The organism is Mesorhizobium atlanticum, from assembly GCF_003289965.1.
GTDB classification, from domain to species: domain Bacteria; phylum Pseudomonadota; class Alphaproteobacteria; order Rhizobiales; family Rhizobiaceae; genus Mesorhizobium; species Mesorhizobium atlanticum.
The window spans coordinates 757,114-771,944 of record NZ_QMBQ01000003.1 but is presented as its reverse complement, the minus strand read 5'-3'; the positions used below and the strand labels follow the sequence as shown (position 1 = coordinate 771,944).

At 64.2% G+C, this 14,831-nt stretch carries 11 protein-coding genes; 4 read left to right on the top strand and 7 right to left on the bottom strand.

Annotation, left to right across the window (positions count from 1 at the left end):
* Positions 1 to 18: 18 nt before the first annotated feature.
* The 4 genes from sufC to DPM35_RS13395 form a co-directional block, all read right to left on the bottom strand.
* Positions 19 to 774: a Fe-S cluster assembly ATPase SufC gene (sufC, locus tag DPM35_RS13415; protein ID WP_112127709.1), complete on the bottom strand. Its 756-nt coding sequence runs from the start codon at positions 772 to 774 to the stop codon at positions 19 to 21.
* A gap of 33 nt (positions 775 to 807) precedes the next feature.
* Positions 808 to 1,047: a hypothetical protein gene (locus tag DPM35_RS13410; protein WP_112127708.1), complete on the bottom strand. Its 240-nt coding sequence runs from the start codon at positions 1,045 to 1,047 to the stop codon at positions 808 to 810.
* Between the two features lie 247 nt (positions 1,048 to 1,294).
* Positions 1,295 to 2,815 (bottom strand): Fe-S cluster assembly protein SufB, encoded by a 1,521-nt coding sequence (sufB, locus tag DPM35_RS13400; protein WP_112127706.1) that lies wholly within the window; start codon positions 2,813 to 2,815, stop codon positions 1,295 to 1,297.
* Between the two features lie 190 nt (positions 2,816 to 3,005).
* The gene (locus tag DPM35_RS13395; protein WP_112127705.1) at positions 3,006 to 4,166 is read right to left on the bottom strand and encodes a cysteine desulfurase family protein; all 1,161 of its coding nucleotides are present in this window, start codon (positions 4,164 to 4,166) and stop codon (positions 3,006 to 3,008) included.
* A 267-nt stretch (positions 4,167 to 4,433) separates the two neighbouring features.
* Between DPM35_RS13395 and DPM35_RS13390 the strand changes: the two genes are divergently transcribed.
* Positions 4,434 to 5,108, top strand: a complete 675-nt coding sequence (locus tag DPM35_RS13390; RefSeq protein WP_040981311.1) for an alpha/beta hydrolase — start codon at positions 4,434 to 4,436, stop codon at positions 5,106 to 5,108.
* A 27-nt stretch (positions 5,109 to 5,135) separates the two neighbouring features.
* Here the strand turns inward: DPM35_RS13390 and DPM35_RS13385 are convergent, their stop codons facing one another.
* Positions 5,136 to 6,005, bottom strand: coding sequence for a phosphatase PAP2 family protein (locus DPM35_RS13385; protein WP_112127704.1), 870 nt, complete (start codon positions 6,003 to 6,005; stop codon positions 5,136 to 5,138).
* Positions 6,006 to 6,053: 48 nt separating this feature from the next.
* Positions 6,054 to 7,697 (bottom strand): ArnT family glycosyltransferase, encoded by a 1,644-nt coding sequence (locus tag DPM35_RS13380; RefSeq protein WP_112127703.1) that lies wholly within the window; start codon positions 7,695 to 7,697, stop codon positions 6,054 to 6,056.
* Positions 7,698 to 8,106: 409 nt separating this feature from the next.
* Between DPM35_RS13380 and tyrS the strand changes: the two genes are divergently transcribed.
* Positions 8,107 to 9,360 (top strand): tyrosine--tRNA ligase, encoded by a 1,254-nt coding sequence (tyrS, locus tag DPM35_RS13375; protein ID WP_112127819.1) that lies wholly within the window; start codon positions 8,107 to 8,109, stop codon positions 9,358 to 9,360.
* A 56-nt stretch (positions 9,361 to 9,416) separates the two neighbouring features.
* Here the strand turns inward: tyrS and DPM35_RS13370 are convergent, their stop codons facing one another.
* The gene (locus DPM35_RS13370; protein WP_112127702.1) at positions 9,417 to 12,824 is read right to left on the bottom strand and encodes a YhdP family protein; all 3,408 of its coding nucleotides are present in this window, start codon (positions 12,822 to 12,824) and stop codon (positions 9,417 to 9,419) included.
* A 93-nt stretch (positions 12,825 to 12,917) separates the two neighbouring features.
* Between DPM35_RS13370 and DPM35_RS13365 the strand changes: the two genes are divergently transcribed.
* Positions 12,918 to 13,385: a peroxiredoxin gene (locus DPM35_RS13365; protein ID WP_112127701.1), complete on the top strand. Its 468-nt coding sequence runs from the start codon at positions 12,918 to 12,920 to the stop codon at positions 13,383 to 13,385.
* Positions 13,386 to 13,525: 140 nt separating this feature from the next.
* Positions 13,526 to 14,806, top strand: coding sequence for a M23 family metallopeptidase (locus DPM35_RS13360; RefSeq protein WP_112127700.1), 1,281 nt, complete (start codon positions 13,526 to 13,528; stop codon positions 14,804 to 14,806).
* Positions 14,807 to 14,831: the final 25 nt, after the last annotated feature.

Below are 14,831 nucleotides of genomic sequence, written 5' to 3'. Positions count from 1 at the left end.
GCCTCGACCGCTCCCATCTCACGCGGCTTCGCCGATCACGCCGGCATAGCCGTTGGCCTCGAGATCCAGCGCCAGCGACTTGTTGCCCGACTTGATCACCTGGCCCTTGTAGAGCACGTGCACCGTGTCAGGCACGATGTGCTCGAGCAGGCGCTGATAGTGGGTGATGACGACGATCGCTCGCTCCGGCGAACGCAGCGCGTTGACGCCGTCCGAGACGATCTTCAGCGCATCGATGTCGAGGCCGGAATCGGTCTCGTCCAGCACACAGAGCTTCGGCTCCAGCAGCTTCATCTGCAGGATCTCGGCACGCTTCTTCTCGCCGCCCGAGAAGCCGACATTGAGCGGCCGCTTGAGCATGTTCATGTCCATGCTGAGCGAGGCCGCCGCTTCCTTCACGCGCTTCAGGAATTCCGGCACCTTCAGCGGTTCCTCGCCGCGCGCCTTGCGCTGCTCGTTCATCGCCACCTTCAGGAATTCCATGGTCGCCACGCCCGGTATCTCCATCGGATACTGGAAGGCAAGGAAGATGCCGGCGGTGGCGCGCTCGGCCGGATCCATTTCGAGGATCGACTGGCCGTTATAAAGGATGTCGCCTTCGGTGACCTCGTAGTCCTCGCGGCCAGCGAGGATGTAGGACAGCGTGGACTTGCCCGAGCCGTTCGGACCCATGATGGCCGCGACTTCGCCGGCTTTCACCGTCAGGTTCAAGCCGCGGATGATCTCGGTGCCGTCATCGACGATGCGGGCGTGAAGGTTTCTAATTTCAAGCATTTTCGTTCCGTTCCAAAATCTGTCCGTTCAAATTCAATGCCAACGCCAGCGCCAGTCGCCGCCCGTCTTGGCCTTGATGAGCGGGATAGTTGCGCCCGTCAGGGCAATGATAGCGAGCACCACCAGCCAAGCGGCGGCGCCCTTGGCGATCAGCGCCAGCGCAACCACAACAACGATCGCGACATAGACGACCACGAAGGCCCAGCCTTTCCAGTTGTCCGGCGTGGCGCCATAGCCGGAGCGCTTCGGTCTGAACCATTTATCTCCAGTCATCCCACCCTCCCGCTATCAGCTCCGCTTTGCGCCTTCGGCCTAATCCGACCGACGTAGCGAAACAGAACAAAGACAGCAAAGAAGCCAAACACGCCGATCATGGAGACCGAGCCTCCTAGGTGCTTCAGACTTGGAAACTCACCGATAGAGCCGACAAGCGCCATGATCGCGCCTGCGATCGCCACAAACAGTGCTAGCGCTAGCGACCCTACCAAGATGTTTCCAAAAGCCTTCAGCATCTTCCCAGTTACCCGACGCTGCCCTCGAGGCTGATGCCGATCAGCTTCTGCGCCTCGACGGCGAACTCCATCGGCAGCTGCTGGATGACGTCCTTGACGAAGCCGTTGACGATCAGCGCGATCGCCTCTTCTTCGGGGATGCCACGCTGCATGACGTAGAATTTCTGGTCCTCGGAGATCTTCGACGTCGTCGCCTCGTGCTCGAACTTCGCCGTCGCGTTCTTGGCTTCCATGTAAGGCACCGTGTGCGCGCCGCACTGGTCGCCGATCAGCAGCGAATCGCAATTGGTGAAGTTGCGCGCGTTGGTCGCCTTGCGGTGGGCCGAGACCTGGCCGCGATAGGTGTTCTGCGAGAAGCCGGCGGCGATGCCCTTGGAGATGACGCGGCTCGACGTGTTCTTGCCGAGATGGATCATCTTGGTGCCGCTGTCGACCTGCTGATAGCCGTTCGAAACCGCGATCGAATAGAACTCGCCGCTGGAATCGTCGCCGCGCAGGATGCAGCTCGGATATTTCCAGGTGATCGCCGAGCCGGTCTCGACCTGCGTCCACGAGATCTTCGAGCGGTCGCCGCGGCAGTCGCCGCGCTTGGTGACGAAATTGTAGATGCCGCCCTTGCCCTCGGCATCGCCGGGGTACCAGTTCTGCACCGTCGAATATTTGATCTCGGCGTCGTCAAGCGCGATCAGCTCGACAACCGCGGCATGCAGCTGGTTTTCGTCGCGCTGCGGCGCCGTGCAGCCTTCGAGATAGGAGACGTAAGCTCCCTCCTCGGCGATGATCAGGGTGCGCTCGAACTGGCCGGTGTTCTTCTCGTTGATGCGGAAATAGGTCGACAGCTCCATCGGGCAGCGAACGCCCTTGGGCACGAAGACGAACGAGCCGTCCGTGAACACCGCAGAATTCAGCGTCGCGTAGAAATTGTCCGAGGTCGGCACGACCGAGCCGAGATACTTCTTGACCAGTTCCGGATGCTCGCGGATCGCTTCCGAGATCGAGCAGAAGATGACGCCCGCCTTGGCGAGCTCTTCCTTGAAGGTGGTGACCACCGAAACGGAATCGAACACGGCGTCGACCGCGACGCGGCCGGACTTGTAGACGTTGTCGCCTATCTCCGCTTCCTCGTCCGCCACCGCGGGCTTCTGCACCCCGGCCAGGATCTCCTGCTCCTTGAGCGGAATGCCGAGCTTTTCGTAGACCTTGATCAGTTCGGGGTCGACCTCGCTCAGCGACTTCGGCCCCGGCGTGCTCTTCGGCGCGGCGTAGTAATAGATGTCCTGGAAGTCGATCTTCGGATAGTGGACGCGCGCCCAGGTCGGCTCTTCCAGCGTCAGCCAGCGGCGATAGGCCCCCAGACGCCATTCCAGCATCCAGTCCGGCTCATCCTTCTTGGCCGAGATGAAGCGAATAATATCTTCGCTCAGGCCCTTCGGGGCCTTGTCCATCTCGATCTCTGTCTGGAATCCGTATTTATACTGGTCGACGTCGATCTTTCGGACTCGATCGATCGTCTCCTGCACAGCAGGCATAAGCGTTCTCCATCCACGCCGGGGTCAAGGCCCGGCAGTTTTCAAACTATGGCACCGCTGTAATCGCATCCCGGCGGGGGTGCGCAGCGGAGTAAGCTCCATATAGTGCGTATCCGCCGGAAATTCACCCGGCCAGGACAAAACGCACGACTCTACCAGGCCGCATGGCCTGAATTCATCTTCGCCGCCGTCAGGCGGCTTTTTCCTTGCCCGCCCGGCGCGCGACGATGCCCGCCAGCGCGACCCGGAAGGCCCCTATCTCCTCGGCGCCGGTCGCGCGGCCGATCGAGACACGCAAGGCGCCCAGGCTGTCGCCATGGCCCATGGCCTTCAGCACGTGGCTTGGCCCGACCTTTCCCGACGAGCAGGCCGAGCCCGCCGACAGCGCGACGCCGGCAAGATCGAAAGCGATCTGCGCCGTTTCGGCCTTGACGCCGGGAATAGCGAAGAATGTCGTATTGGCAAGCCTCTGAGCGCCATTTCCGAAGATTTCCGCGTCCGGCGCCAGTTCCCTTACGATCGCCTCGACCTCGTCGCGGCGCCGAGCGATGGCGTCCATGTCGTCCAAGCCCGCAAGTGCTGCCCGCGCGGCGGCGCCGAAACCGGCGATCCCGGCGACGTTTTCCGTGCCGGCGCGGTGCCCCTTCTCCTGGCCGCCGCCATTGACCAGCGGCCGCGGCATCATCAGGTCGGACGCGGCGACGATCGCGCCGACGCCCTTGGGGCCGCCGATCTTGTGCGAGGACAGGATCAGATAATCGGCATAAGGAGCTGACATATCGAGCGGAATCCGCCCGGCGGCCTGCACGGCGTCGACGACCAGCACCCCGCCGGCGGCCTTGACGATCTCGGCGATGCGCCCGACCGGCTGGACGACGCCTGTCTCGTTGTTGGCGGCATGTATCGCCACCAGCGGCAGGCCGGCGGACTTGTCATGCTGGGCGAGCGCGGCGGCAAGCGCCTCGAGATCAGCAACGCCGTTCCTGTCGACGCCGATCCTCGTCACCTGCGCCGGCGCGAAGCGCCCGCCATTCAGGAGGCAGGGATGGTCGGCCGCCGAGACATAGAGGTAGCTCATGCGGATGGCGCCGCGCCCCATCTGCCAGTCGGGCGTAAGCAGCGTCGAGGCGGCTTCGGTGGCTCCGGAGGTGAAGATGACATGTTCGGGTCTGGCGTTGACCAGCCGTGCCACGTCGCGGCGCGCGTCCTCGACCAGCCGGCGCGAGGCGCGACCCTCGGTGTGGACCGATGACGGGTTGGCGGCATCGAGCGCGGCGACCATCGCCGCCCGCGCTTCCGCAATGAGCGGCGCGCTGGCATTGTAGTCGAGATAGGCGCGGGTTGCGGCCATTTTCGCTCAGTTCGTCCTTCCGCCAACTATCCCGCGAGGATAGCGCGTTATTTCCTTGAAATTGCAAGGCAAGCCGTCCTATTTACCCGGCTTGCGGCGCGGGCGGCCGGACCATCGGGTTTCGGCCTCCCAGTTTTGAACAATTCTAAACTAGCTTCTAGGAAGACGCTCGCCCGGCGTCAAGGCCACAGAAGGTTTGGGGCCGCAGCAGAGTTAGGGCCGAAAGAGTTCCGGGCTAGCGCATTCATATGCCACGTGGAGTATTTTATGCCTGAGGTCATTTTTGCCGGTCCGGCCGGTCGCCTGGAGGGACGCTATCAGCCCTCGAAAGAAAAGAGCGCCCCGATCGCCATCGTGCTGCACCCGCACCCGCAATTCGGCGGCACGATGAACAACAAGATCGTCTACGACCTCTTCTACATGTTCCAGAAGCGCGATTTCACCGTGCTGCGCTTCAATTTCCGCGGCATCGGCCGCAGCCAGGGCGAGTTCGACCACGGCACCGGCGAGTTGTCGGACGCGGCGGCGGCGCTCGACTGGGTGCAGTCGCTGCATCCGGATTCCAAGAGCTGCTGGGTCGCCGGCTATTCCTTCGGCTCGTGGATCGGCATGCAGCTTCTTATGCGCCGGCCGGAGATCGAAGGCTTCATCTCGGTCGCGCCGCAGCCCAACACCTATGATTTCTCCTTCCTGGCGCCCTGCCCGTCATCCGGCCTGATCATCCATGGCGATGCCGACAAGGTGGCGCCGCCCAAGGACGTGCAAGGCCTGGTTGACAAGCTGCATACGCAAAAGGGCATCACCATCACCCAGAAGACGCTGCCCGGCGCCAACCACTTCTTCGCCAACGACACCGAGCAGCTGATCCAGGAATGTGCCGACTATCTGGACCGCCGCCTCGCGGGCGAACTCGCGGATCCCCGGCCGAAGCGACTGCGCTAAGCACGCAAGACTGCCGGCCCTGGCCCTTTAAGGGGTCTGGGCTCGGTCGGCGCCGATCCCGCTGGCATCGACCGGGCCGGTCCTCGAGATCTTGCTTCTCGGCGCGCGGAACGATCCCAGCCGGAATGTGCGCTTGCGCACCGGCAGTTTCGAGCTTGTCTGGCCGAAGATGAAACCGAGCCGGGCGAACACCAGCCCGGAGACCACCGCGAACGCCAGCCCGAGGCCGAAGCCCGCGACCGTGTCACTCGGATAATGCGCGCCGACGAAGACGCGGGTCGAGGCGATACAGGCGGTGACGGCCAGCGCGATATACCAGCGCCGCGGGAACAAAAGCAGCAGGATGCCGAAGACCGCGCCCATCGTCGTGGCATGGCCGGACGGAAAGCCGGCGAAGCGCGCATCCATGGCGAATGGATGCAGCGACAGCACACCGAAATCGTTGAAATAAAGCGGCCGGGCCCGGCCGATGCCGTATTTCAGCACGTTGACCGCCAAACCGGACAGGCCGACGGCGCAAAGCACCAGGAAGGCGAAACACGTCCAGTTGTAGACGAGCATCCGGCCTTGCCGGGAAAGGCCGCGCCAATCCGTCAAATTGGCGGCGACAAGACAGAGAGCCGCAGGAATGAGATACCAGCCGCCAAGGCCGAACTGCGTGAAGAAATCGGTGAAGCGCACGAAGCCGGGGGACCATTCGCCGCGCATCTCCCCGGCGCCGGCGTCGAGGCGCAGGAAGACCGCCACGGTGAGCAGCACCCAGGCTATGAGCCAGACGCTCCATCGAATTCGCGGATAGCGCGCCGGCCGCACACCAAAGCGCCGCTTCACGATCGACGTCGTGTCGCGGAAGTTGCCGAGCGAGCGGCGGTAAAGGGCAAGGGGTGCTGCGGACATGGCTTTGGCGCAAAGTCTATAGGGGCAATCGAGGCCTGACGCTATTGTTCAGGGAGCCACCCGGTAAAGCCCGAGCGCGAGCTTGTCTCCTGACGAATAGTTGATACCGTCGATTTCAGTCAGCCGCTTCGCCGACTTGCCCTGGGTAGCCAGTACATCGGCAAGCTTCTGCTCGTCCTTGATCGGCGCCAGCCCAAGCGCGCAGCCCGGATCGGCCAACAGATGCCGCGCCACGCCCTCGACATCGGTGAGCACGGTCTTGGTGCCGACCAGGAAGACCAGGCTGGGCTCCTGAAACTTCGCCGAGGCAAGCACGGTGGTGTCGCAAAGCCGGTTGGCGTCGATCGCGGCCTTGATGGCGGGGCTCAGCCAGATCGGCTTCAGCGACGGCGCGATGACACCGAACAGCAGGCTGAAGGTGATGCCCGCGCCGACCGCGATCGCGGCGATGCGCGGAAGCGACACCTGCAACTGCCTGGGGAAAGCGAGATAGCCGGTGACCAGGGCGGCGATCGCTGCCGGTATGCTCCACCAGGAGAAGGTCTTCGCCACATAAAGCGGCGCGCCGACGCAGACCACGGCGAGGCCGATCGCCACAACGGCAAGGCCGAAGGCGGTCGCCCACCACAGCCATGTCTGCCAGCGCTTCAGTGGCGCGTTGGCATGGTCCGCCGGCAGAGTGAGCAGCCAGCCGATCAAAAGCGCCATGCCCGGATAGGCCGGCATGACGTAGTGCGGCAGCTTGGTCGGGATCGCCTCGAAGACCAGCCAGAACGGAATGTACCAGGCCAGGCAGAAGCGCAGGCGCGGGTCGTCCCAGAACCGGTTGATCGCCTGCAGCCCGGCGCCGACCGCGATCAGCCCGAACGGCCACATGAACAGCGAATAGGTCAGCATGTAGAAGCCGGGCGGCAGGCCGTGCGACTCCTCGCCCTGCGCCACCTTGTTCAGCATGTCCTTGCCGACCGCTTCCTGGAAGAAGGCGCCGCCGCTCTTCCAGGTGATGAGGATGAGCCAAGGCAGCACGATGACAAGCACGATCGCCATGCCGCGCACCAGCTTCATCTTGGTGAGCCAGCGCCAGTCGCGGTCGAAGGCAAAGAGCGCCGCGGCCGTCAGCAGCGACAAGAGCGGGGAAACCGGTCCCTTGATCAGGATGCCCAGACCCTGCGCGATCCAGAATATCCAGGGCAGATGCCCGGGAACCGGTTCGTTGCGCTTGGCTGCCATATAAACCTGCGCCAGCGCGCCTTGTGCGATCACGCAGCAGGCGAGAAGCATGGCGTCGGTCTTGGCGTCGCGCCCCTCGAAGGCGGTGGCGAAGATCGCCGCCATCATCAGGCCGGCGGCGAGCCCGGCATTGGCGCCGAAAAGCTTTGTCCCGGTCCAGCCGATGCCGACGACCGCGATCGCGATGCCCAGCATCGAAACCAGGCGATATACCCAGATCGGCGCCGCCGCCCCCTCGCCGCTCAGCGCCACCGCCGCCGATTGCAGCCAGTAGATGCCGATCGGCTTCTTGTAGCGTGTGACGTCCTGCAGGCGAATGTCGACATAGTCGCCGGTCTCGACCATCTGCTTGGTCGCCTGGACGAAGCGGGATTCGTCGCGGTCGACCGGCGGCAGGCTGGCCAGGCCGCTGATGGTCATGACGATGCTGAACAGAAAGAGGAAGAGGTAGTTCCTGTTCATCGCGGGAGCTCGTCCGATCTGAAACTGCGGGATGGCCCCGTCGCGGCGCGTGCGCGCCTGTCTAGAGCATGATGCCGAAAAGTGCGAAGCGGCTTTCGGACGACATCATGCTCCATGTCTTTAGATTTGCGCGGCGCCTCATTACGCCAGCAAGATGGGTGAAGCAAGGATGCGTGGATGGCACGCGCCCGGCCGCAAAACGGGAAACGACTCTTGCTGATCGCTGGTTTGCCAGTTGAAGCGCGATCGGATGCAAAACCGGAAACCACTTTTGCTGATCGCTGGTTTGCCAATTGAAGCGCGATCGGACGCAAAACCGGAAACCACTTTTGCTGATCGCGCTTGGATGCTAAACGCGCGCCTTCATATCCAGCATAGCCAAGTGCCCGGCGACCTCCAGGAAGAAAACATGTCCGCGTTCAAATCCGATTTCCTGCGCATCATGAGCGAGCGCGGCTTCATCCACCAGATTTCGGACGAATCCGCCCTCGACCAGCTTTTCGCCAAGGAAACGGTGAGCGCCTATATCGGCTTCGACGCCACGGCGAAGAGCCTGCATGCCGGATCGCTGATCCAGATTATGATGTTGCACTGGCTGCAGCAGACCGGCCACCGGCCGATCGCGCTGATGGGCGGCGGCACCTCGATGATCGGCGACCCGTCCTTCAAGGACGAAGCGCGCAAGCTGCTCACCCCGCAGGACATCGAGGACAATCTCGTCGGCATTCGCCGCAATTTCGCGCCTTACCTGAAGTTCGGCAGCGGCCCCGGCGACGCGGTCATGGTCAACAACGCCGACTGGTTGATGCAGATCAACTACGTCAACTTCCTGCGCGATGTCGGCCGGCATTTCTCTGTCAACCGCATGCTCGCCTTCGATTCCGTGAAGCTGAGACTCGACCGCGAGCAGTCGCTGTCCTTCCTCGAATTCAACTACATGATCCTGCAAGCCTACGACTTCGTCGAGCTCTACAAGCGGGTCGGCTGCCGGCTGCAGATGGGCGGCTCGGACCAGTGGGGCAACATCGTCAACGGCATCGACCTCGGCCACCGCATGGAAGGTGTGCAGCTCTTCGCCATGACCACGCCGCTGCTCACCACCTCATCGGGCGCCAAGATGGGCAAGTCGGCCTCGGGCGCCGTCTGGCTCGACGGCGACATGCTCTCGCCCTACGAGTTCTGGCAGTACTGGCGCAACACCGAGGACGCCGATGTCGGCCGCTTCCTGAAGCTTTACACCACGCTGCCACTGGACGAGGTGGCGCGGCTCGAAAAGCTCGGCGGCTCGGAGATCAACGAGGCGAAGAAGATCCTCGCCACCGAGATCACCGCCATGCTGCACGGCCGCGAGGCGGCCGAGACGGCAAGCGAAACGGCGCGCAAGACCTTCGAGGAAGGCGCGCTCGCCGACACGCTGCCCAGCGTCGAAGTCGCCAAATCGGATCTCGAAGCCGGGATCGGCATCCTGGCACTGTTCGTCACAGCCGGGCTGGCCGGCTCGAACGGCGAAGCGCGCCGCCATATCCAGGGTGGCGCCGTGCGCATCAACGACCAGCCCTTGACCGACGACCGGCGCATCGTCACGTCCCTGGACCTCGGCCCGGAAGGCGTCGTGAAGCTCTCGCTCGGCAAGAAGAAGCACGTGCTGGTGCGGCCGACCTGATCATAGCGGCCTTCCTGGCCGCGATGACTGCCGGAAACCGGTTCCCGGGGTGGCTGTTACCTGTACTCGAAGATCGAGCGGAATATCCCGGGCGCCACCACGGACAGCGGATTGACGTTGAGCGTCGGCTTGTTGGCGTTGCCCTTCAGCCGGTAGGTGACGCCGATCAGGCCACGGTCGCGACCGTTGCCCAGCAGCGGCCCGAACAGCGGCAATTCGCCGAAGATGCGGTTGAGACCATAGACCGGCATGAAGGTCCCGGTCATGTCCATGTTGTTGTTCTGATCGTAGAGCGTTCCCTGAAAGGTCGTGCCGATACGCGGACCACGCAGCAGGCCGTTCGCCAGCCTCAGATAGCCGGAACCCTTGTCGATCTCGGCGAAGCCGCGCTCGAACTGCACCCTGGACGTGTCGATCTTGCCTTTGACGGCCTCGTTCAGACTGCGTGTATCGCCGGTCGGCGTGGTCGATACGATCGAGGCTAGCTTGGGCTCGTTGACGACATAGAAATTGCGGGCATCCACCTGCCCCCTCATCGGCCCGTCGGCGGCGCCGGAAAGCGACAGCGTGATCGCGCCGCCTTCCATATGCTCATAGACGTTGAGGAAACGCAGGATCGCGCCGGCATCGGCCGACTTCACCCTGAGCACCCGACCGCCTTCGCTGGTGGTGTTGCTGATCGCAATCGGGGCGCCCGAGCTTGCCGCGGCGGTGACGCTGAGCCCGTTCACGCGCGATCCGGCCGCGCTGTATTCGAGCTTGAGGTTGGAAAGCACCTCGTCGTGGAAACCGGTCAGCGATGCCACATCGGCGCTTACCGAGATCGCGTCGCTGCCGGCGCCCTTGGTGGCGGTATCGACATCGGAGGTGAACTGCTTGATCAGCGAGCGGGCGTCGAGCGATGCGCCGCTGACGTCGACAGCGTAGCTCTTGCCGGCGCGCTTGACCGAAACGGCAATGTCGTCGCCTCGGTTCAACGCAACCTTGCTGAAGCGGGCGGCGGACAACGCGCCGTTGACCAGGGTCACATTGCCGTCGATCGAAAAGCTTTTTCCGTCGAGAGCGAAATCCGACAGCGTGGTGGTGCTGCCGGACTTCGCCATGTTGAAGGCGACCTTGGCCGGAATGCCGGCACCCTTGCTCCAGCCCGCCCAGGGAATGTCGAGCCTGGCATTGGTCAGGTCCGCCGAGACCTGCTGGGCGCCCTCGCCGCTCTTGTCGATCGCCACCTTGATGGTTCCCGAAAGCAGGTCCGACAGGCCGGGCATGTTGGCGTTGCGCGTCTTGTCGTCTAGGATCAGCGTGACCTTGCGGCTTCGCGCCGGCCCGTCGTCGTCGAGCGGCTCGACCAGATCGAGTTCGGCCGGTATGCCGTTGAGCTTGGCCTCCGCCGAAATCACCGCCTGCTTTGGCCCCACTGTTATCGAGCCATCCGCCCCGGTCACGGTCTGGTCTTCGAATGGCTTGGCTAAAGACAGGTCCTGATAGTCGAGGGAAACCAGCCAATCGAGTTTCGAGGTGTCCATGCCCTTCGTCAGCGGAATGTCCGCCCTGACATGGCCGGTGACGGTGCCGGACAGGTCCTCGGGCGCCAGCCCGACGTGGCGCATGGCATTGATCGGCTCATAGGAGGCAAGCTCGGCGATCGCCGGCGCCTCACCCGCGACGTCTATGTCGAGCCCGCCGACCACAATCGGCAAGTTCGCATTTTTGATCGTCAGCGTGCCGCCGCTTGCCGCCACGGTGCGCCCGCTCGGCATATAGACGCTGCCTGAGGAGAGCGCGATGTCGACATCGTTGCCGTGGAACGCGACCACGCCGACGGCATCGCGGACCGGCGGGATGCGTCCGGCGGTATCGAAACGCGAGCCTTCGATCTGGAAACGGCCGAACACTTCGTCGCCGGAAAGCGGCACCCCGTTGCCCAGCCGCCCCGGCGCCACCTGGAACTGCAGGTTGGCGTCGGTCACCGTACCGCCGAACAGATTGCCCAGCACCCAAAGCCGCGCGTTGCGGGCCGAAAACCACGGCCACAATTGCTTGACATGCGAGACCGGCATGTCGTGAACGTTGAGCGACAGCGACACGCCCGGAGGACCGTTGTCGACGAAGGCGACCGTGGCCGCGCCCAGCACTTCGCCCGGTCCGCCGGACCGGACGCCGATCTGCTCGGCGACGAGCTTGCGGCTCTTCGGCTGGTATATGCCGGCGATGCGGGCCAGGAACTGAAGCGCCGGTTCGGGCGATTCCGAGGGCGCCAGCGTCGACCCGTCGCTGGTGAGATCGTAGCGGTATGCGGGCTCCTCCCCCGCGGCTGCCGGCTTCGGCCCGATCGACCCGGCAAAGTCGAGGCTGGAGCGGCCGTTCTTGATCAGCAGCCGGTCGACCGAGATCTTGTTCGAGCCGGTCACCAAAGTGGCGTCGGCATCGACGTCGACAGGCAGCAGCCCGCGTTCGTCGAGGTCGAGCACGGAACCGGTGAGCGAGAGCGAGGCCGCCAGCCGCGACGGGCTGTCGCCCGACGCTTCAGAGCCCGAAAGCTTCAGCGCAATCGAACCCAGTCTGGCGCCATCGGCCGCGGGGGCAGCCTCGGTCGAGCCGCCCTCAACGGAATCGCCCGCGCCTTCTATCTCGATGTTGGCGTCCAGCGCCGCGATCCGCCTCGCCGTAGGATCGCGGGTCGCCGAGGCGGTTAGAGTCGCGTGCCGGCCGTCGACATCGGCATCGTAGGAGAACTGCATGCGCCCCGTACCGGTCTGCGCGACGGTTGCCGAGGCGACTATCACACGCTTGACCGGTCCTGTGTCTGGCAGCTCGAACTCGACATTGTGCAAATCGATCTGGCGTATCGAGTCCTCGCGCACGGTATCGAGCGCGTCGTTGACGCTGGCGAACGCCGCCGCCGACACTTTGTCCGGGTCGACAAGTCCGTTCTCGTTGCGCAGCGCCGCCGTCCAGTCGCCGCCGCCGGAAGGCATGGCGGCCACGACGATGTGGGCGTTGGAAAACCTGGCGCTGGTCAGCCGGACATCGCCCGACAGCAGCGGCAAGAGGCGCATGCCGAAACGCACGCGCCCGATATCGGCCATCGGCTTGCCGTCGGCCGTCTTGAGGCTGACATCGTTCACCTGCAGGGCGACGAAGCTTGATCCGTCCAGCGTCAGCCGCGCCGCGCCGACGCTGACATTGACATCGACCCCCGCCAGCTTCTCGATGGCGGTCTCCGCCTCGGCCCGGAGCCGTTCCGTGCCGATGCCCGAGGCTCCGAGCACATAGACGCCCGCCGCCGCCAGAAGCATGAGCGCGCAAAGCCCGGCAAACACGCGACCGAGGACGCGGAAGCGCCGCCGCACCACCGCGCGGCCAAGCGGCGGCACGCTGCAAGCGGACGGGAGCTTCGCCAGGTCGGTGATCTCGTCACGCCTGAACCTGATCTTCTCGTGCTGCGGGTCTTCCTGATCCAAGCAATCTTCCGTTGTGACGAACTCGTCATGGACGAATCCCACCTCACGTTATATCGATGCTTTCCCGCGCGTAACCGCAAACAAGGCATCGATATGGCTGATCTCGAGGTGGGCGACGCAGCGCCCCAATTCGATCTTCCGCGTGACGGCGGCGGCTCCCTCAGCCTCGCCGCGTTCCGGGGCAAGCCGGTTGTACTCTACTTCTACCCGCAGGACGACACCACAAGTTGCACCAACGAGGCGATCGGCTTCTCGCAGTTGAAGCTGGAATTCGAGAAGGCCGGCGCCGTGGTGATCGGGCTGTCCCCCGATAGCGTGAAGAAACACGACAAATTCAAGGCGAAGTACGATCTCACCGTCGATCTCGTCGCCGACGAGGAGCGCAAGGTGATCGAAGCCTATCATTTGTGGGTCGAGAAGACGCTGTATGGGCGCAACTATATGGGTGTCGAGCGCGCTACCTTCCTGATCGGCAAGGACGGGCGCATTGCCCGCGTCTGGCGAAAGGTTCGCGTCAAGGGCCATGCCGAAGAGGTGCTCGAGGCCGTGCGCGCGCTCTGAGGCGCCGAAGCCGCCACGCTGCAATCCGGTACCCGCGCTACGCGCAAAGGCGGCGCCAGGATCGGGGCGGCAAAGCTTTGTTAACCCTAATAATGTGTAATTAGGCTTGTCGTTGGTCCCGTAACGAAAGCCTGGTCCCCGTGAAACCAACCGGTCAGTCAGCTGTCTTCGGCAGGCGCAAGGAACCGCACACGGTCATCATCGCCCGGGGCAATGAGATAAGACACTTCACCATCCGGCCCTGGCTCGCCGCCTTCATCGGCTCGGCGCTGGCGGCGATCGCCATCGGCTATCTGCTCGCCACATCCTATCTGGTGCTGCGCGACGACCTGATCGGCGCCACGACGGCAAGGCAGGCGCGCATGCAGCAGGCCTATGAGGACCGCATCTCAGCCCTTCGCGCCCAAGTCGATCGCATCACCAGCCGCCAGCTTCTCGACCAGCAACTGATGGAAACCAAGGTCAGCGAGCTCTTGGCCAGGCAGACCCAGCTCAGCGAGCGCCACGGACGGCTCGGCCCGATCCTCGAGCGCGCCGAGAACGAGGTCGGCGACGCGCCCGCGGCAGGCGCCGCGGCGGCCAAACCCGATGAACACGCAGAGGTCACCGGCAGCCTATCCCAGGCGCCGACCTATTCCGTCGCATCCTTGAGCGCCGGCGACACCAGGCCCTTCTCGCTCTGGTCGACAAGGTCCGATCCGCTCGATGGCGAAACGGCCGCCGACCGCGCCGACAAGCTGTTCGTCTCGATCAACGCGTCGTTGAAGGCCATCGAGAACCAGCAGCTCTCGCGCATCACCACGCTTGCCGACAGCGCCTACAAGAACGCCGATGCGATCGCGCAGGCGCTCGAAGCGGCGGGGCTGCCGGTCGACAGCGAGCTTAACAAGAGCGATGTCGGCGGCCCGCTGGTGCCGCTCGATCCATCGATGGCCTTCGACAGCAAGGTCAAGGAACTGGACGAGGCGCTCGACGCGCTTGACGGGGTCAAGAAGGAGGCGCGCAAGCTACCGCTCGCCAATCCCGCCCCCGGCCATCCGGTGACCAGCCCGTTCGGCGTGCGCACAGACCCCATCCTGGGCAGCGCCGCCCTGCACACGGGAATGGATTTCAGGGCGCCGATCGGCATGCCGGCCAAGGTCACGGCCGCCGGCACCGTCACCAGGGCCGGCTGGGCCGGCGGCTACGGCCGCATGATCGAGGTCGACCATGGCAATGGCTTTGCCACGCGCTACGGACATCTGAGCGAGATCGATGTGACCGTCGGCCAGAAGCTCGCCGCCGGCGACGTCATCGGCAAGACCGGCAGCAGCGGCCGCTCGACCGGTCCGCACCTTCATTATGAGGTACGCCACAACGGCGAGGCGGTCGACCCGCTGCGCTTCCTGACCGTCGGCAAGAAGGTCGCGCAGTACCTCTAACCGGTCGATCCAGACGCCGGGAGCT

Coding starts and splice junctions, on each gene's coding strand:
- sufC (WP_112127709.1), bottom strand. CDS start 774: ATGCTTGAAATTAGAAACCTTCACGCCCGCATCGTCGATGACGGCACC.
- DPM35_RS13410 (WP_112127708.1), bottom strand. CDS start 1,047: ATGACTGGAGATAAATGGTTCAGACCGAAGCGCTCCGGCTATGGCGCC.
- sufB (WP_112127706.1), bottom strand. CDS start 2,815: ATGCCTGCTGTGCAGGAGACGATCGATCGAGTCCGAAAGATCGACGTC.
- DPM35_RS13395 (WP_112127705.1), bottom strand. CDS start 4,166: ATGGCCGCAACCCGCGCCTATCTCGACTACAATGCCAGCGCGCCGCTC.
- DPM35_RS13390 (WP_040981311.1), top strand. CDS start 4,434: ATGCCTGAGGTCATTTTTGCCGGTCCGGCCGGTCGCCTGGAGGGACGC.
- DPM35_RS13385 (WP_112127704.1), bottom strand. CDS start 6,005: ATGTCCGCAGCACCCCTTGCCCTTTACCGCCGCTCGCTCGGCAACTTC.
- DPM35_RS13380 (WP_112127703.1), bottom strand. CDS start 7,697: ATGAACAGGAACTACCTCTTCCTCTTTCTGTTCAGCATCGTCATGACC.
- tyrS (WP_112127819.1), top strand. CDS start 8,107: ATGTCCGCGTTCAAATCCGATTTCCTGCGCATCATGAGCGAGCGCGGC.
- DPM35_RS13365 (WP_112127701.1), top strand. CDS start 12,918: ATGGCTGATCTCGAGGTGGGCGACGCAGCGCCCCAATTCGATCTTCCG.